At 62.0% G+C, this 17934-nt stretch carries 18 protein-coding genes; 14 read left to right on the plus strand and 4 right to left on the minus strand.

What is annotated here, in order from left to right; genetic code table 11:
- Positions 1–29 precede the first annotated feature (29 nt).
- From fghA to rpoS, 8 genes are all read left to right on the plus strand, one after another.
- The gene (gene fghA, locus OEG79_RS07045; RefSeq protein ID WP_264148073.1) at positions 30–878 is read left to right on the plus strand and encodes an S-formylglutathione hydrolase; all 849 of its coding nucleotides are present in this window, start codon (positions 30–32) and stop codon (positions 876–878) included.
- A gap of 92 nt (positions 879–970) precedes the next feature.
- Positions 971–1444, plus strand: a complete 474-nt coding sequence (ispF, locus tag OEG79_RS07050) for a 2-C-methyl-D-erythritol 2,4-cyclodiphosphate synthase (RefSeq protein WP_264148074.1) — start codon at positions 971–973, stop codon at positions 1442–1444.
- A complete protein-coding gene (gene truD, locus OEG79_RS07055; RefSeq protein WP_264148075.1) occupies positions 1441–2499 on the plus strand; it encodes a tRNA pseudouridine(13) synthase TruD in 1059 nt (352 codons plus the stop codon). The genes ispF and truD overlap by 4 nt, the downstream gene beginning before the upstream one ends.
- Positions 2487–3236: a 5'/3'-nucleotidase SurE gene (surE, locus tag OEG79_RS07060; RefSeq protein ID WP_264148076.1), complete on the plus strand. Its 750-nt coding sequence runs from the start codon at positions 2487–2489 to the stop codon at positions 3234–3236. The genes truD and surE overlap by 13 nt, the downstream gene beginning before the upstream one ends.
- Before the next feature lie 38 nt (positions 3237–3274).
- Positions 3275–3913 carry a protein-L-isoaspartate(D-aspartate) O-methyltransferase gene (locus OEG79_RS07065; protein ID WP_264148687.1) on the plus strand — a complete coding sequence of 213 codons (639 nt, stop codon included), beginning with the start codon at positions 3275–3277 and terminating at the stop codon, positions 3911–3913.
- Positions 3914–3928: 15 nt separating this feature from the next.
- On the plus strand, positions 3929–4870 hold the full coding sequence (locus OEG79_RS07070) for a DUF368 domain-containing protein (protein ID WP_264148077.1): 942 nt from the start codon (positions 3929–3931) through the stop codon (positions 4868–4870).
- An 84-nt stretch (positions 4871–4954) separates the two neighbouring features.
- On the plus strand, positions 4955–5776 hold the full coding sequence (locus OEG79_RS07075) for a peptidoglycan DD-metalloendopeptidase family protein (RefSeq protein WP_264148688.1): 822 nt from the start codon (positions 4955–4957) through the stop codon (positions 5774–5776).
- 101 nt (positions 5777–5877) lie between these two features.
- Complete coding sequence (gene rpoS / locus OEG79_RS07080; protein WP_264148078.1) at positions 5878–6882, plus strand: RNA polymerase sigma factor RpoS; 1005 nt, start codon at positions 5878–5880, stop codon at positions 6880–6882.
- A gap of 465 nt (positions 6883–7347) precedes the next feature.
- Here the strand turns inward: rpoS and fdxA are convergent, their stop codons facing one another.
- Positions 7348–7671 carry a ferredoxin FdxA gene (fdxA, locus tag OEG79_RS07085; protein ID WP_264148079.1) on the minus strand — a complete coding sequence of 108 codons (324 nt, stop codon included), beginning with the start codon at positions 7669–7671 and terminating at the stop codon, positions 7348–7350.
- Positions 7672–7810: 139 nt separating this feature from the next.
- The gene (gene mutS / locus OEG79_RS07090; protein ID WP_264148080.1) at positions 7811–10378 is read right to left on the minus strand and encodes a DNA mismatch repair protein MutS; all 2568 of its coding nucleotides are present in this window, start codon (positions 10376–10378) and stop codon (positions 7811–7813) included.
- 181 nt (positions 10379–10559) lie between these two features.
- Between mutS and OEG79_RS07095 the strand changes: the two genes are divergently transcribed.
- From OEG79_RS07095 to recX, 3 genes are all read left to right on the plus strand, one after another.
- Positions 10560–11060, plus strand: coding sequence for a CinA family protein (locus tag OEG79_RS07095; RefSeq protein WP_264148081.1), 501 nt, complete (start codon positions 10560–10562; stop codon positions 11058–11060).
- 87 nt (positions 11061–11147) lie between these two features.
- Entirely contained in the window at positions 11148–12191 is a 1044-nt protein-coding gene (gene recA / locus OEG79_RS07100; RefSeq protein WP_264148082.1) for a recombinase RecA, read from the plus strand.
- An 11-nt stretch (positions 12192–12202) separates the two neighbouring features.
- Positions 12203–12664: a recombination regulator RecX gene (gene recX, locus OEG79_RS07105; protein ID WP_264148083.1), complete on the plus strand. Its 462-nt coding sequence runs from the start codon at positions 12203–12205 to the stop codon at positions 12662–12664.
- A gap of 4 nt (positions 12665–12668) precedes the next feature.
- Here the strand turns inward: recX and OEG79_RS07110 are convergent, their stop codons facing one another.
- Entirely contained in the window at positions 12669–13553 is an 885-nt protein-coding gene (locus OEG79_RS07110) for a DUF6685 family protein (protein WP_264148084.1), read from the minus strand.
- 144 nt (positions 13554–13697) lie between these two features.
- Here OEG79_RS07110 and OEG79_RS07115 point away from each other — a divergent pair, with 144 nt between their 5' ends.
- Both OEG79_RS07115 and OEG79_RS07120 read left to right on the plus strand, forming a co-directional pair.
- Entirely contained in the window at positions 13698–13919 is a 222-nt protein-coding gene (locus tag OEG79_RS07115) for a DUF2835 domain-containing protein (RefSeq protein ID WP_024308878.1), read from the plus strand.
- Between the two features lie 87 nt (positions 13920–14006).
- Positions 14007–15029 (plus strand): quinone-dependent dihydroorotate dehydrogenase, encoded by a 1023-nt coding sequence (locus tag OEG79_RS07120; protein ID WP_264148085.1) that lies wholly within the window; start codon positions 14007–14009, stop codon positions 15027–15029.
- Between the two features lie 93 nt (positions 15030–15122).
- Here the strand turns inward: OEG79_RS07120 and rmf are convergent, their stop codons facing one another.
- The gene (gene rmf / locus OEG79_RS07125) at positions 15123–15338 is read right to left on the minus strand and encodes a ribosome modulation factor (RefSeq protein ID WP_003244273.1); all 216 of its coding nucleotides are present in this window, start codon (positions 15336–15338) and stop codon (positions 15123–15125) included.
- A 417-nt stretch (positions 15339–15755) separates the two neighbouring features.
- Here rmf and rlmKL point away from each other — a divergent pair, with 417 nt between their 5' ends.
- Positions 15756–17933 carry a bifunctional 23S rRNA (guanine(2069)-N(7))-methyltransferase RlmK/23S rRNA (guanine(2445)-N(2))-methyltransferase RlmL gene (gene rlmKL, locus OEG79_RS07130; RefSeq protein WP_264148086.1) on the plus strand — a complete coding sequence of 726 codons (2178 nt, stop codon included), beginning with the start codon at positions 15756–15758 and terminating at the stop codon, positions 17931–17933.
- The last annotated feature ends 1 nt before the right edge of the window (position 17934 follow it).

A 17934-nucleotide genomic window follows, 5' to 3' on the forward strand; every position in this document is an offset into this window, starting at 1 on the left:
GCAGCCCCCGGCGCTCGACGGAGCCACTCATGACTCTCGAAATCGTTTCCAGCAACAAGAGCTGCGGCGGCTGGCACAAGCGCTACCGTCACCGCTCCACCGCGCTCAACTGCGACATGGTGTTCGCCGTCTACCTGCCGCCGCAGGCGGAGCAGGGCGCCCGGCTGCCGGTGTTGTACTGGCTGTCCGGCCTGACCTGCACCGACGAAAACTTCATGCAGAAGGCCGGCGCGCAGAAGCTGGCGGCCGAGCTCGGCCTGATCATCGTCGCCCCGGACACCAGCCCGCGTGGTGAAGGTGTGCCGGATGACCCGGACAAGGCCTGGGATTTCGGCCTCGGCGCCGGCTTCTATCTCAACGCCACCCAGGAACCCTGGGCGCGCCACTACCGCATGTACGACTACGTGGTGCAGGAGCTGCCGGCCCTGATTGAGGCCAATTTCCCGGTCAGCGACAGGCGCGGCATCGCCGGCCACTCCATGGGGGGCCACGGTGCGCTGATCTGCGCGCTGAAGAATCCTGGCCGCTACCAGTCGGTCTCGGCCTTCGCGCCGATCAGCAACCCGTTCAACTGCCCCTGGGGCGAGAAGGCCTTCTCCAACTACCTCGGCGACGACCGTTCGCGCTGGCGCGAATGGGATGCCTGCGCGCTGCTGGCCGAGGCCACGGAGAAGCTGCCGATCTTGGTGGACCAGGGCGACCGCGACGACTTCCTCGACGTCCAGCTCAAGCCCCAGGCCCTGCAGGCGGCGGCCAAGGCCGCCGGCCATCCGCTGACTCTGCGCATGCAGCCGGGCTATGACCACAGCTATTACTTCATCGCCAGCTTCATTGACGATCATCTGCGCTACCACGCGCAGGCGTTGCACCAGGCATAGTCCGCTCTCTGGGCGAATTTCCCGGATTTCATCCGGGTTGCGGAGCAATGCGGTTAGAATCACGCCCTGACTTTTTCAGGGCGTTGTTCTTTATGCGTATCGGTCATGGCTATGACGTACACCGCTTCGGCGAAGGCGATTTCATCACCCTCGGCGGCGTACGGATTCCCCATAAGTTTGGTCTTGTCGCTCACTCCGACGGTGACGTGCTGCTGCACGCGCTGAGCGATGCCCTGCTCGGCGCGGTGGCGCTGGGCGATATCGGCAAGCATTTCCCCGATACCGATCCGACCTTCAAGGGCGCCGACAGCCGCGCGCTGCTGCGTCATGTGATGGGCCTGGTACGCGGCAAGGGCTACGTGGTGGGCAATGTCGACGCCACCATCATCGCCCAGGCGCCGAAGATGGCGCCGCATATCCCGAACATGCGTGAGCGTATTGCCGAAGACCTTGGCGTCGAACTGGATCAGGTCAACGTCAAGGCCACTACCACCGAGAAGCTTGGCTTCACCGGGCGTGAGGAAGGTATTGCGGTGCACGCCGTCGCCTTGCTGGTCAAGGCATGAACGAGCTGCAACTGCTTGGACCGCGCGCCCATGGCGAGCCTTGTGGCCGCGCCGTGCTCAAGGCTACGGCCGAGGATTTCCAGGTCGATGAGGTGCTGGATATCCCGCTTACGAACCAGGGTGAACACCTGTGGCTTTGGGTGGAAAAGCGCGGTCTGAATACCGAAGAAGCGGCCCGTCGCATCGCCCGTGCCGCCGGCCTGCCGCTCAAGGCGGTCAGTTACGCGGGGCTCAAGGATCGCCAGGCGCTGACCCGGCAGTGGTTCAGCCTGCACCTGCCGGGCAAGGCCGATCCCGACCTGGCAGCCGCGCAAGGGGATGATCTGCGCGTCCTGCGCAGTCAGCGGCATAACCGCAAGCTGCAGCGTGGCGCCCATTCCGCCAACGGTTTCACCCTGCGCCTGACGGCGCTCGACGCTGACCGGGATGCCCTTGAGCGGCGCCTGCAACGTATCGCCGCGCAGGGCGTGCCCAACTACTTCGGCCTGCAGCGCTTCGGCTTCGATGGCGGCAACGTCGAGCAGGCGCGCGATTTCGCCTCGCGTCAGGAGCTGCCTGTTCAGCGCAATCTGCGATCGCGTCTGCTCTCGGCCGCGCGCAGCTACCTGTTCAATCAGGTGCTGGCCAGGCGGGTGGCAGCCGGTACCTGGAATCAGGCGCAGGTTGGCGATCTGCTGGCTTTTACCGGCAGCCGCAGTTTCTTCATGGCGGGCGAGGAGGAATGTACTGATCCGCGCCTGGCCATTCTCGATCTGCATCCCACCGGGCCGCTGTGGGGGGATGGTCCGCTGCCGACCGGTGGCACCACCCAGCAGCTGGAGCAAGAGGTGGCCGATGAGGCCGCGCAGCTGGTGCAATGGCTGATCAAGGCGGACATGGCGCACGAACGGCGAATTCTGCGCCTCCCCATCGGCGGCCTGTCGTGGCATTATCCCGAGCCCGATATTCTGCAACTTGCATTCGTCCTGCCGGCCGGGTGTTTCGCTACCGTGGTGGTGCGCGAATTGCTCGATCTGGTGCCAGCAGGGCAGACGGATACTCCATGCGAATTCTGATTTCCAACGACGACGGGGTGAACGCGCCCGGTATCGCCGCGTTGCACCAGGCGCTGGCCGACTACGCCGAGTGTGTGGTGATCGCTCCTGCCGAAGACAAGAGCGGTGTCAGCAGCGCGCTGACACTTGATCGTCCGCTGCATCCAATGACACTTGGCAACGGTTACATCAGCCTCAACGGTACGCCGACCGATTGCGTGCACCTGGGGTTGAACGGTCTGCTCGAACAGACTCCGGATATGGTCGTTTCCGGTATCAACCTGGGGGCCAATCTGGGTGATGACGTGCTCTATTCCGGCACAGTCGCCGCCGCGCTGGAAGGTCGTTTCCTGAGCAGGCCGGCATTCGCCTTTTCGTTGCTGTCGCGTCTTCCGGACAATCTGCCGACCGCCGCCTATTTCGCCCGCAAGCTGATCGAAGCGCACGAGCGTCTTGAACTGCCGCCGCGTACCGTACTCAACGTCAATGTGCCGAATCTGCCTATCGAGCATATTCGTGGTGTGCAGCTGACCCGTCTCGGTCACCGCGCGCGTGCAGCAGCGCCGGTCAAGGTGGTCAACCCGCGCGGCAAGGAGGGTTACTGGATCGCGGCTGCCGGCGATGTCGAAGACGGTAGCCATGGCACCGATTTCCACGCCGTGATGCAGGGGTATGTATCGATCACGCCGCTAAGGCTTGATCGCACGTTCAATGAGGCTCTCGAAACTATGGATGGCTGGTTGGAGGGCATTTTCTGATGCGTGGCCAGGACGATATGCAACTCAGCGGGATCGGCATGACCTCGCAGCGTACCCGTGAGCGATTGATCCAGCGCCTCTACGAGGAGGGGCTGTCCAACGCGCGGGTACTGGAAGTAATCCGCCGTACACCGCGCCATCTGTTCGTCGACGAGGCGCTGGCGCACCGGGCCTATGAGGACACCGCGTTGCCCATCGGTCATAACCAGACGATTTCCCAGCCGTACATGGTCGGCCGCATGACCGAGCTGCTGCTGGCTGCCGGTCCACTGGACAAGGTTCTGGAAATCGGCACCGGGTCCGGCTACCAGACCGCCGTGCTGGCGCAACTGGTAGAGCGTGTATTCTCGGTGGAGCGCATTCAGGTGCTGCAGGATCGTGCCAAGGAACGACTGGTCGAACTCAAGCTGCGCAACGTGGTCTTTCGCTGGGGCGATGGCTGGGAGGGCTGGAATGCCCTTGGTCCTTACAACGGCATCATCGTCACAGCGGCCGCCGCCAACGTGCCGCAGGCGCTGCTGGATCAGCTGGCGCCAGGCGGGCGGATGGTCATCCCGGTGGGCAGTGGCGATGTGCAGCAGTTGCTGTTGATCGTGCGTGAGGAACATGGTGGTTTCACCCAGCACGAGCTTGATCCGGTGCGCTTCGTGCCGCTACTCAACGGGCCATTGTCGTGAGGTCGGCCAGGGACGATGAAAGATAACCTGCTGTTGTACTGCAAGGGGTTAGCCATGGGCGCCGTGGATGTGGTGCCGGGCTTCTCCGGGGGCACGGTGGCGCTGATCACTGGCATCTATCACCGCTTGCTGGCTGCCTTCGCTGCGATGCCGGAGGCATTTCTGCTGCTGCTTCGCGGCCGTATCAGTGATGCCTGGAGACGTTGTGACGCTACCTTCCTGCTGGTGCTGATGCTCGGCATTCTGACCAGCATCTTTACCTTGGCCAAACTGATCAGCTATCTGATGGCGGCACATCCGGTGCTGCTTTGGGCCTTTTTCTTCGGCCTGGTGCTGGTCTCGGTCTATCTGGTGGGGCGTGAAGTGAGCGTCTGGCGACCTGTCTGCCTGGTGGTTGCTGCGCTGGGCCTTGCGCTGGCGTTGTTCATCACTCTGTCGGCGCCCATGCAGCTGGCCGCAGATCCGCTGATCCTCTTTATTGCGGGTGCCATTGCCATCAGCGCCATGCTGCTGCCAGGAATTTCCGGCAGTTTCATCCTGGTGCTGCTGGGACTGTATCCGGTTGTACTGGGGGCGGTGAAGAATCTCGACATCCCGGTGCTGGCCCTTTTCAGTGCAGGTTGTGCACTGGGCCTGCTGGTCTTCTCTCGCTTTCTGACCTGGTTGTTGTCGCGACTGCGTGATCTGACCATGGCCTTCATGGCAGGGCTCATGCTCGGTTCGCTGGTCAAGGTCTGGCCCTGGAAGCAGACACTGACCTGGCAGACCAATCGCCACGGTGAGTCCTATCCGCTGCTTCAGGAGAATCTGTTGCCGCAGCGCTTTGTCGAGGTGACCGGGCAGGCACACCAGGCGGGGCTCGCCATCTGTCTGGCAATCAGCGCGGTGGTGCTGGTGCTGTTGCTGGAATGGCTGGCGCGGCGGCGTGCCGCTTCGCTCGGACAACCGGTATCCTGAATGGGCGATGCAATTGAGAAGGAGCCTGGGGTGATTCGTTCGGCCAGACGGGGATCGAACCCTCTGCATGTGCTGGCGCCTGCCATGCTGCTGGCGCTACTGGGTGGTTGTGCCAACTCGCCGCCCGGAGGCGTGGAAGTGGTCGACCGCTCTCAGGGGCAGGGCAGGGCGACGGTGGCGCAGCGTCAGCCGGTACGTACCGGTCAGTATGTGGTGCAGCGTGGCGATACGCTGTATTCCATTGCCTTTCGTTTCGGCTGGGACTGGAAGGCGCTGGCCGCTCATAACGGTCTGCGCGATCCCTACCTGATTCGGGTGGGGCAGATCATCCGTTTCGACAGCCGGGCACCGACAGCCAGCCAGCAGGTTGCTGTCGCGCCGCGACCGACGCAGCCGGCTGCTGCGGCTACTGCCAGACCGGCCGTCTCCCGGCCGCCGGCTGCTGGGACGACCAGCAGCACGCCGGTAACGGTGACGAAGCCTCCCTCGGGCAGCGCAACTGTGAACACGCCGGTTCAGCCGGTGGCGCGCTCGGCCAGCGGCTGGGCCTGGCCGGCCAACGGTACGGTGATCAGTCGTTTTTCCTCAAACGGTAGTTTGAATAAAGGCATTGATATAGCTGGGGAATTAGGACAGCCTGTTTTAGCTGCGTCTGATGGATCGGTGGTGTACGCCGGGAGTGGTTTGCGGGGCTACGGCGAATTGATCATCATCAAGCACAGCGACACCTACGTAAGTGCTTACGGTCATAACCGCAGGTTGTTGGTACGGGAGGGGCAGCAGGTCAAAGCCGGGCAAAGCATTGCCGAAATGGGGTCCACAGGGGCCGACCGGGTGAAGCTGCACTTCGAGATTCGCCGCCAAGGTAAACCTGTCGATCCGCTGCAATATCTGCCACGTCGCTGACCCGTCGCTGACCCGTTCCATCACGTAGGAGGGACGGGCTCAGGTGTGGCCAGGACGGTTCCGCCAGAGTCTGTTGTCGAACTCAGCTAAGGACAACAACAATGGCTCTCATAAAAAAAGAAGTGCCGGAGTTTGACGTCGACGATGAGCTGCTCCTGATGGAGCCGGGCATCGTTTTCGGCGAGGTTCAGGGCGATGATGAAGCACTGGTCACTCGTACCAAGGCCAAGAGCGCCACACCTTCCAAGCAGCACAAGTACATCGACTACACCCGGGCGCTAGACGCCACTCAGCTTTATCTCAACGAAATCGGTTTCTCTCCCTTGCTCACTCCCGAAGAGGAAGTGCACTTCGCGCGTCTGGCGCAGAAGGGCGATCCTGCCGGGCGCAAGCGCATGATCGAGAGCAACCTGCGTCTGGTCGTCAAGATTGCCCGACGTTACGTCAATCGAGGCCTTTCTCTGCTCGACCTGATCGAAGAGGGGAACCTAGGCCTGATTCGCGCCGTGGAGAAATTCGATCCGGAGCGGGGCTTCCGTTTTTCGACTTATGCGACCTGGTGGATCCGCCAGACCATCGAACGCGCGATCATGAACCAGACGCGAACCATCCGTTTGCCGATTCATGTGGTCAAGGAGCTCAACGTTTATCTGCGTGCAGCTCGTGAACTGACCCAGAAGCTGGACCATGAACCTTCCGCGGAAGAAATTGCCAACCTGCTGGAAAAACCGGTAGGCGAGGTCAAGCGCATGCTTGGCCTCAACGAAAGGGTGTCGTCGGTAGACGTCTCGCTCGGTCCTGATTCGGACAAGACGCTACTCGACACCCTGACCGACGACCGCCCGACCGACCCCTGCGAGCTGTTGCAGGATGATGATCTGTCGCAGAGCATCGATCAGTGGCTTTCGGACCTGACCGACAAGCAGCGTGAAGTGGTCGTGCGTCGCTTCGGATTGCGCGGACATGAGAGCTGCACACTGGAAGAGGTAGGTCAGGAAATCGGCCTGACTCGCGAGCGTGTGCGGCAGATTCAGGTCGAAGCGCTCAAGCGTCTGCGTGAAATTCTGGAGAAGAATGGCCTGTCCAGTGACGCATTGTTTCAGTGAGGTATCGCCTCGTTAGCTAAACCCGGCTCTGGCCGGGTTTTTTATGCGCTCTCATGTACGTCTTTACTTACAGTCGCTGTCAGTTTTTGTGCTGAAGCGAACTGCTTTTGGTTGTGGGTTCTATCTAAGTAACTGTTTTTAAAGTGAATTAAATATTTATTGAACGAACTGGGTAGATTTTGTTCAGGTTGTGCGGTGACTCCGAGCGGCTAATATCACACCCGTGCTCAGGGACATGCACAGATCATCAGGATGATGATCAGGATCATCGCAAGAAGCGATTCATCAGGACGATGAGTTGGGAAACAAAGGGATTAGGGAATAAAAGTGGGCGGCGCGAGCCGCCCCTTTTTTTGCCCGGCGTTTCTGGAGGGCAACCCGAGCTGCCGGAGCAGGCGTCGAAAGACCTTGCTGCAGAAAGCAAAAGACCCGCACATGGCGGGTCTTCGTTGTTCCGGGGCGAACTCAGCGCTCCAGATACTGCAGCTTGTCCTTCACGCCATCCCATTCCTCGGCGTCCGGCAGTGCATCCTTCTTCTCGGTAATGTTCGGCCAGACTTCGGCCAGATCGGCATTCAGCTCGATATATTCCTGCATATCCTCGGGCACTTCGTCCTCGGAGAAGATTGCCTGAGCCGGGCACTCCGGCTCGCACAGGGCGCAGTCGATGCACTCGTCCGGGTGGATCACCAGGAAATTCGGGCCTTCATAGAAGCAATCAACCGGGCAGACTTCCACGCAGTCGGTGTATTTGCATTTGACGCAGTTGTCGGTAACGACGAAGGTCATGTCTGATTCTCTCCTCGGGCGGCGGCCTGGACCCTTTCTGCGAAGGGCTACCAGGCGTTCTGTCTATGGCCGCGGCTCAGGCTGTAAACCGGGCGGTCGTAAAATTGCGCGCGATTCTAGCAGTTTGTTGTATTGAACGTTAGATCTGCGTCTTCCATGTATATAACAGCTCCAACGCCTTACGCGGAGTCAGATCATCCGGATTGATCTTGCTCAATTGCTCTATCAATGGGTGCGGTACGCTGGCGAACAGGTCACTTTGCATCGGCACCTGGGGTTGCCCGGGTTCCTGGCGCGGCAGATCGTGCGGCAGGCTGGTCGCTTCCAACCGCGCCAGATGCTCGCGGGCGCGACTGATTACCGTGCCTGGCACGCCGGCCAGTTGCGCCACCGCCAGACCATAGCTCTGGCTCGCAGGCCCTGGCTGAACGTGATGGAGAAACACGATGCGTTCGTTGTGCTCGGTGGCAGAAAGGTGGACGTTGGCCACCACCGGCTCGCTTTCCGGCAGCACGGTCAGCTCGAAGTAGTGGGTGGCGAACAGGGTGAAGGCGCGTAGGCGTGCCAGGTGTTCGGCCGCCGACCAGGCCAGCGACAGGCCGTCGAAGGTACTGGTGCCGCGACCCACTTCGTCCATCAGCACCAGGCTGCGCTCGCTGGCGTTGTGCAGGATGTTGGCGGTTTCACTCATTTCCACCATGAAGGTCGAGCGCCCGCCGGCCAGGTCGTCGCTCGAACCGATACGGGTGAAGATGCGGTCGACCAGGGACAGTTCGCAGGCTGCGGCGGGAACGAAGCTGCCTATATGGGCCAGCAGCACGATCAGTGCGGTCTGACGCATGTAGGTGGATTTACCACCCATGTTCGGCCCGGTGATGATCAGCATGCGGCGACTGTCATCGAGATCCAGGTCGTTGGCCACGAAGGGCGTGGTAAGCACCTGCTCGACTACCGGGTGACGGCCCTGGTCGATGCGCATGCACGGTTCATCGACGAAGCGTGGACGGTTCAGGTCGAGGTTCAGCGCGCGTTCGGCGAGGTTGCTCAGTACATCCAGTTCGGCCAGGGCTGCAGCGCTGTCCTGCAGCGGCGCCAGGTGGCCGATCAGTCTCTCGAGCAGTTCGTCGTAGAGCATCTTCTCGCGGGCCAGAGCGCGGCTCTTGGCCGACAGTGCCTTGTCCTCGAACTCCTTCAGTTCCGGAGTGATGAAGCGCTCGGCGCCCTTGAGCGTCTGCCGGCGGATGTAATCAGTCGGAGCGGATTCGGCCTGTTTGGTCGGCAACTCGATGAAGTAGCCATGCACGCGGTTGTAGCCCACCTTGAGGTTGGCCAGGCCGGTTCGGGCTTTCTCGCGCGCCTCCAGATCCATGAGGAACTGGCCGGCGTTCTCGCTCATCGCCTGCAGCTCGTCCAGCTCGGCATCGTAGCCGGTCTTCAGTACGCCGCCGTCGCGAATCACCGCTGGTGGATTGTCAATGATGGCGCGGGCCAGGAGATCGGCCAGCTCCGGGTAGGTGGCAATGGTTGTGGCCAGATGCTTGAGGTGCGGTGTTTCCAGCGAGGCCATCGCCTGCTGCAGTTCGGGCAGCGCGGCGAGGGCGTCACGCAGGCGGGCCAGATCGCGTGGGCGGGCGTTGCGCAGGCCGATACGGGCGAGGATGCGTTCCAGGTCGCCGATTTCCTTGAGCTGCGGTTGCAGTGTCTCGAAACGATAGCCGTCGAGCAGGCACGCGATGGCATCCTGGCGGGACTCCAGCACCGCGCGGTCGCGCAGCGGGCGGTTCAGCCAGCGCCCCAGCAGGCGGCTGGCCATGGCGGTCTGGCAGCGATCCATCACCGATTGCAGCGTATTGTCGCGGCCGCCGGAGAGGTTGATGTCCAGCTCCAGATTGCGGCGGCTGGCGCCATCGAGGATCACGGTGTCGTCCAGGCGCTCGTGACGCAGGCTGCGCAGGTGCGGCAGGGCAGTACGCTGGGTTTCCTTGGCATAGCTCAGCAGGCAGCCTGCGGCGCCGATGGCCAGGGTCAGATTCTCGCAGCCGAAGCCTTTCAGATCCTGAGTGCCGAACTGCTGGCACAGGCTCTTGAAGGCGCTGTCGCGATCGAAGTCCCATGGCGCACGGCGGCGTGAGCCCTTGCGCTTCTCGGCGGGCAGGCCCTGCGGCCAGTCGTCCGGGATCAGCAGCTCGGCTGGGTTCAGGCGCTCCAGTTCGGCCAGCAGATTTTCCCAGCCCTTGATTTCCTGAACGCTGAAGCGGCCGCTGGTGATGTCCAGCACGGCTAGGCCGAACAGGCGCTCATCGCCCAGTACGGCGGCCAGCAGATTGTCGCGATGCTCGTCGAGCAAGGCTTCGTCACTGATGGTGCCGGGGGTGATGATGCGTACCACCTGGCGTTCCACAGGTCCCTTGCTGGTGGCCGGGTCGCCGATCTGCTCGCAGATCACCACCGATTCGCCCAGCTTGACCAGCTTGGCCAGGTAGCCTTCGACCGAATGGAAGGGAATGCCGCACATGGGGATCGACTGGCCAGCCGACTGCCCGCGTGCGGTGAGGGTAATGTCCAGCAGCTTGGCTGCCTTCTTCGCGTCTTCGTAGAAAATCTCGTAGAAGTCACCCATGCGATAGAACATCAACTGGTCCGGGTGCTGGTTCTTCAGCTTCCAGTACTGTTGCATCATCGGGGTGTGTGCGGAGAGATCGGTCATGCCGTGCCTTACGTGCGGTGGGTGTGACGAAACGGGGAATCTTCCCATACTTCGCCTTTGCCGTGGACCCCGTCAGGCAGGCGATATGGCCTGCTACTGAATTGCAGCGGCTGGCGCTCATGGCCATTTCCACTGCCCGCGCAAGATGTGTAGGGTTGGGCACTCGATGAAGGAGGCGAACATGGACAGAATCAGTCAGCTGGCCGAGCAGCTTGGCGAGGCGCTGAAAAAGCAGGCCGCCCAGGTCAGTACTGCAGAATCCTGCACGGGAGGCGGTATCGCCGAGGCGATTACGCGCATACCGGGCAGCTCGGCCTGGTTCGAGGCCGGGTATGTGACCTACTCCAATGAGCAGAAAACCCGGCAGCTTGATGTTTGCGCTGATCTTTTCGCCAGCGTCGGCGCGGTCAGCCGGGAAGTGGTCGAAGCCATGGTACGCGGTGCGCAGGCGCACAGTCGGGCGCGTTACGCCGTTGCGGTCAGTGGCGTGGCAGGCCCTGATGGCGGCTCGCCGGAAAAGCCGGTTGGCACCGTCTGGCTGGCCTGGGGCGATGGCGAGAGCCTCTATAGCGTGCGCAAGCAGTTCTCCGGTAACCGTGACGAGGTGCGCCGACAGACGGTCGAGGCCGCTCTGGCGGGGCTTCTGCGCCTGTTGGAGAAGGAAAATCCCGCATTGGGGTAGGCGGGCGACTTGCCCTGTGGAATAATACTGTCTACTTATACAGTTGTTGGCGGCCGCTGAGGCCCTTCAGAGTACGTGAGGATGGTAATGGACGAGAACAAGAAGCGCGCTTTGGCGGCTGCCCTGGGGCAGATCGAGAAGCAGTTCGGCAAGGGCGCAGTCATGCGCATGGGCGATCATGAGCGTCAGGCGATTCCGGCCATTTCCACCGGCTCGCTGGGTCTGGATATCGCGCTGGGTATTGGCGGTTTGCCGAAAGGCCGTATCGTCGAGATCTACGGCCCTGAATCTTCCGGTAAGACCACGCTGACCCTGTCGGTCATTGCCGAAGCGCAGAAGCAGGGTGCCACCTGTGCCTTCGTCGATGCGGAGCATGCGCTGGATCCCGACTATGCCGGCAAGCTCGGTGTCAACGTCGATGACCTCCTGGTATCGCAGCCGGACACCGGCGAACAGGCTTTGGAAATCACCGACATGCTGGTGCGCTCCAATGCCATCGACGTGATCATCGTCGACTCCGTGGCGGCCCTGGTGCCCAAGGCGGAAATCGAAGGTGAGATGGGCGACATGCACGTCGGCCTGCAGGCCCGACTGATGAGCCAGGCGCTGCGCAAGATTACCGGCAACATCAAGAACGCCAACTGCCTGGTGATCTTCATCAACCAGATTCGTATGAAGATCGGCGTGATGTTCGGCAGCCCGGAAACCACTACCGGTGGTAACGCGCTGAAGTTCTATTCCTCGGTTCGTCTGGACATCCGCCGTACCGGCGCGGTGAAGGAAGGCGAAGAGGTGGTGGGTAGCGAAACCCGCGTGAAGATCGTCAAGAACAAGGTCGCTCCTCCGTTCCGCCAGGCCGAATTCCAGATTCTGTATGGCAAGGGTATCTACCGTAATGGCGAGATCATCGACCTCGGCGTGCAGCAGGGCCTGATCGAGAAATCAGGCGCCTGGTACAGCTATCAGGGCAACAAGATCGGCCAGGGCAAGGCCAATGCCGCCAAGTACCTGGAAGACAATCAGGAAGTGGCTCGCGAGATCGAAAATCAGATCCGCCAGAAGCTGTTGGTCAGCAGCGCTCCGGCCAAGGCTTCTGCTGACGATCTGGCCGACGCAGAAGTCGACTTCTAAGCCGTCAGCGCATGTCCGTCATACTGGATAATCCGCTTGCCGTCAGGCGAGCGGCCATGGATCTGCTGGCGCGACGTGAACATGGGCGCGTCGAACTGACGCGCAAGCTGCGCAAGCGCGGCGCACCCGAGGAAATGATCGAGGCTGCGCTGCAGCGCTTGGCCGAAGAGGGCTTGCTCTCGGAGGCCCGCTATCTGGAAAGCTTTGTCGCCTATCGGGCACGCGCCGGCTACGGTCCGCAGCGTATCCGTGAGGAACTGACGCAGCGAGGGCTGGCGCGCAGCGATATCGATCAGGCGTTGCGCGAGAGTGGTATCGACTGGTTCGAACAACTGCGTGAAACCTGGCAGCGCAAGTATTCCGGTCGTCTTCCCGGTGATGCCCGTGAGCGTGCCCAGCAGGGCCGTTTTCTGGCTTACCGTGGCTATTCGCTGGATATGATCGGGCGTCTGTTACGCGGTTGTGACGAGTAGTTGATCATTCCGCTGTCTGCACGGTCAGCTGGCGCAGGTGACTCGGTACGTCAGGTGCGCCAGCCAGACGCAAGCCTTCGCCCAGAGCCGTGGCGTCCTGGTGTTCCTTGGGCAGTAGAAGAAACTCGGGTGTGCCGGCTTTCTTCAGCAACGACAGCCGTGCATAGGGGATCGCATTGTCCAGCAGCAGCCCCATGAACGCAGGGTCGCTCCAGGCCGCTTCAGGCATGGCCAGCACGTGGTAGCAATTCTGCAAATCGTCCAGGCCGGCCTCATTCAAGCGGTAACGGACCAGATTGGCTGGCAGCTGTACCTCCAGCCCACGCCTGCGGGCGTAGGCAATTGCCCCGGCGAAGGACTCGCCTTGCATCTCACCTGACCAGAAGGTGCGCGAGCCACGCCAGTTGGCTTGACGCAACTCGATCGGCTCGCCAGCGAGAAAGCGCGGCAGTGCGAGGCTGATGGTCCTGACGAAATCTTTGTAACTGATGATGCGAACCTGCTTGCAGTGCTCGCTGGCCGCGTAGTCTTCGAAGCTTGCATAGCCTGGCGCCGGAAGCGGGCAGGCGAAACCGTCGATCATGCGCAGGTCGAAGGCCTGCAAGTGCTGCGTTTGCGCTTCCACGACCTGAGTCAGTGCTGCGTGGGCCTGGGCCTTGTCTTCCTGCACCGGGCCCGAGAGTGCGCCGCGAGGCAGGTTGAGCAGCAGCTGCAGTTGCGGGCCTTCGTGCCAGCAGATGCTCTTGACCGCGGCGGGCAGGGGTTTGAAGGGCAGGCGCAAGGCGCTCGCTCTGGCAAAGATCTGCCGTGAGCCACGCCCGAGCAGGCCCATGCGCTGAGCAAGAGCTGCCAGACGGCTGCTGAGGGTTGAGGATTCGGACAGGCTCATGGCCGACAGATCGTTCCTGAGGCGTCTATTGCAGTGTGGCAGACGCGCACGACTGTTGCCCATATGGCGCTGCGTAGCGCATGAGCGCCAGCGGCTGTACAGGTCTGTGGCAAAATAGCCGCATTCATTTGCGAGGGCGCCTCCATGCCCAGCTTGGTGCTGGATATTGCGTTATCGGCCGAACGATTGCAGGCCATCTATCGTGGCCACGCCAACCGGATTATGGCGCAAAGCCGAGACGGGCGCCGCGTCAGTTTGCCGGCCCACCACCTGCGGCCGTATCTGACCCACGCCGGCATCTATGGTTCCTTCGTGCTGGAATTCAGCAATACCGGCGAGTTGCTGAGCTTACGCCCTTTGGACTGATCTGGCGCGCTTGCCTCGCGCCGATGGTGCCAGCGCGGCTATAATCGCCGGTCTGCCAACCCTCTACCTGTCGAGCTAAGCCTGCCCATGTATTCCCTGGCCCGCGAGCTGCTGTTCAAACTGTCCCCGGAAACCTCTCACGAGCTGTCCATCGATCTGATCGGTGCCGGCGGCCGGCTGGGGCTCAATGGTTTGCTGACCAAGGCGCCGGCCAGCCTGCCGGTGAACGTGATGGGCCTGCAGTTCGCCAATCCCGTCGGTCTGGCGGCGGGGCTGGACAAGAACGGTGATGCCATCGATGGCTTCGCCCAGCTCGGTTTAGGTTTCGTCGAGATCGGTACCGTGACGCCGCGGCCGCAGCCGGGCAATCCCAAGCCGCGTCTGTTCCGTCTGCCCGAGGCCGAGGCGGTGATCAATCGTATGGGGTTCAACAACCACGGCGTCGATCATCTGCTGGCGCGGGTACGTGCCGCGAAGTTCAAGGGTGTGCTGGGCATCAATATCGGCAAGAACTTCGATACGCCGGTCGAGCGTGCGGTGGATGATTACCTGACCTGCCTGGACAAGGTCTACGCCCATGCCAGCTACGTCACGGTCAACGTCAGTTCGCCCAACACTCCAGGGCTGCGCAGCTTGCAGTTCGGCGATTCGCTCAAGGAGCTGCTCGAGGCGCTGCGTCGCCGTCAGGAAGACCTAACCCAGGAACATGGCAAGCGCGTGCCGCTGGCGATCAAGATTGCCCCGGACATGAGCGATGAGGAAACCGCGTTGGTCGCTTCTGCGCTATTGGGCGCGGATATGGATGCGGTGATTGCCACCAATACCACCCTCAGCCGCGAAGGCGTCGAGGGCCTGGCCCACGCCGACGAAGCTGGTGGTCTCTCCGGTGCGCCGGTGCGTGACAAGAGCACGCACATCGTCAAGGTGCTGGCTGGCGAACTGTCGGGCCGTCTGCCGATCATCGCGGTTGGTGGTATTACCGAGGGCAAGCACGCAGCGGAGAAGATTGCTGCAGGGGCGAGCCTGGTACAGATCTATTCGGGATTCATCTACAAGGGGCCGGCATTGATTCGCGAGGCGGTGGATGCGATTGCGGCGTTGCGCAAATAAGCGGCATGAATAAATAGGGCTCCCGAAGGAGCCCTTGGGCTTGCGCCCGCCGCCCGGAGGGGGTCGGCATGGTGAAGTCGGGTGTGATCCTGATCAGCCGACAGCGTGAAGTTCGTTGAGTCGATGAATACCGGCTGTGCCGGTCAGCCCATCCCAGTTGTCGCCGCGGCCCTCACGCCAGCCATTGAGCCAGGCCTGACGAACCGAGGGTAGGGTAAAGGGGCAGAGTTCGCGGGATTTACCATTGATGCCGTATTGATAGCCGCGCAAAAAAGCTCTTTCTAACGGATCACGCTTAAGTCTTCTCATAGGGTGTTGCCCTCACTGTTGACTGTTATGTCCCGTTGGCCCTGTAGCAGGGCCGGGCAGAAATCGTTCTGCCTACGAAAGCCCGCTGCCGGCGTGGCGGACTTTCTGTGCCTTCGCCGTTGCAGCGAAAGCCTTAGGTAGTGTTCTAACGAATGCACCGAGGGCTGTGAATGATCGATTTGTCATAAGGGCGTAACCTAAATGCGGGTCATGCCATAAGGGCGCTGGGAATATGTCCAGCCTCTGAGAGCGAAGCGCCGCCATAGCTGGCTGTGCGCGCCGATGCCTTCATTTTGCTAGTGCAAATGAGAGTGCTTACTTATTCCGACGAAGGGTCGCACTGTGACCTTTTGTCACTTATTTTGAGTCGAGGTGCGGCGAGGCACCTCCCTGATTGCCATAGGCAGCGGAACATTCATGTCTGATCGTTACGAAATCGTGCTGACCTGCCCCAAAGGGCTCGAAGGCCTGTTGCTGGAAGAGGCCAAGGCGCTGGGCCTGGAGGAGGCGCGTGAACAGACCGCCGCCGTCCGTGGGCAGGCCGAGATCGAGGTGGCCTACCGGCTGTGCCTGTGGTCGCGGCTGGCCAACCGCGTGCTGCTGGTACTGTCGCGCTTTGCCATGAACAACGCCGATGAGCTGTACGAAGGCGTCAAGGCGGTGGACTGGCAGGACCATCTTGAGCCGGCTGGCAGTCTGGCGGTGGAGTTCAGCGGCAATGGCTCCGGCATCGACAACACCCATTTCGGCGCGCTCAAGGTCAAGGATGCGATCGTCGACCGGCTGCGCACGGCTGGCGGCGAGCGTCCCAGCATCGACAAGCTCAACCCCGATTTGCGCGTGCATCTGCGCTTGGATCGCGGTGAGGCGGTGCTGTCTCTGGACCTCTCCGGGCACAGCCTGCACCAGCGGGGTTATCGTCTGCAGCAGGGCGCTGCGCCGCTGAAGGAAAACCTCGCCGCCGCGGTGCTGATTCGCGCCGGCTGGCCGCGTATCGCCGCCGAGGGCGGCGCGCTGGCCGACCCCATGTGCGGGGTGGGTACCTTCCTGATCGAGGCCGCGTTGATGGCTGCCGACATCGCGCCCAATCTCAAGCGCGAACGCTGGGGTTTTTCCAACTGGCTCGGGCATGTGCCGGCCATCTGGAAGAAGCTGCATGCAGAGGCCGAGCAGCGTGCTGCGGTGGGGCTGGCCAAGCCGCCGCTGTGGATTCGTGGTTATGAAGCCGACCCGCGTCTGATCCAGCCGGGGCGCAACAACGTCGAGCGCGCAGGCCTCTCGGATTGGGTGAAGATCTACCAGGGTGAGCTGGGCAGTTTCGAGCCGCGTCCGGACCAGAATCAGAAAGGCCTGGTGATCAGCAACCCGCCCTATGGCGAACGCCTGGGCGACGAAGCCAGTCTGCTGTACCTCTATCAGAACCTTGGTGAGCGTCTGCGTCAGGCCTGCCTGGGTTGGGAAGCGGCGGTGTTCACCGGCGCACCGGAGCTGGGCAAGCGCATGGGCCTGCGCAGCCACAAGCAGTACTCCTTCTGGAACGGTGCACTGCCGTGCAAGCTGTTGCTGATCAAGGTGCAGACCGAACAGTTCGTCACCGGTGAGCGACGCACCAAGGCAGCCGCCGAGCCCCTGGCCGAAGCACCGCAGCAGGCGCGTCTGTCCGAAGGCGGGCAGATGTTCGCCAACCGTTTGCAGAAGAACCTCAAGCAACTGGGCAAGTGGGCGCGCCGCGAAGGCATCGAGTGTTACCGTCTGTACGATGCCGACATGCCGGAGTACGCCCTGGCGGTCGACCTCTATGGCGACTGGGTGCATGTGCAGGAATACGCCGCGCCGCGTTCGGTCGATCCGGACAAGGCTCAGGCGCGTCTGCTCGACGCGCTGGCGGCAATCCCGCAGGCGCTGGGGGTGGCGCAGAATCGTGTGGCGATCAAGCGTCGTGAGCGCCAGACCGGCACCAAGCAGTATCAGCGTCAGGCTGCCCAGGGGCAGTTCATGGAGGTCAGTGAGGGCGGGGTCAAGCTGCTGGTCAATCTCACCGACTATCTGGATACCGGGCTGTTTCTCGATCACCGCCCGCTGCGCCTGCGCATCCAGCGCGAGGCAGCCGGCAAGCGCTTCCTCAACCTGTTCTGCTACACCGCAACGGCGACCGTGCATGCGGCCAAGGGCGGAGCACGCAGCACCACCAGTGTCGATCTGTCGAAAACCTACCTGGACTGGGCGCGGCGCAACCTGTCGCTCAACGGTTTTTCCGACAAGCATCGTCTGGAGCAGGGGGATGTGATGGCCTGGCTGGGCGAGGATCGCGGTGAGTACGATCTGATCTTCATCGATCCGCCGACCTTCTCCAACTCCAAGCGCATGGAGGGTGTGTTCGATGTGCAGCGCGACCATGTCGAGTTGCTCGACATGGCCATGGCTCGCCTGGCGGGTGGCGGTGTGCTGTATTTCTCCAACAACTTCCGCAAATTCCAGCTCGAGGAGAGTCTGGTGGCGCGTTACCAGGTCGAAGAAATCAGCGCGCAGACCCTGGATCCGGATTTTGCCCGCAACCCGAAGATCCACCGGGCCTGGCGTTTCACTGCGCGCTGAC

Origin of the sequence: Pseudomonas sp. Z8(2022), assembly GCF_025837155.1 — a bacterium.
In the GTDB taxonomy this organism is placed as follows: domain Bacteria; phylum Pseudomonadota; class Gammaproteobacteria; order Pseudomonadales; family Pseudomonadaceae; genus Aquipseudomonas.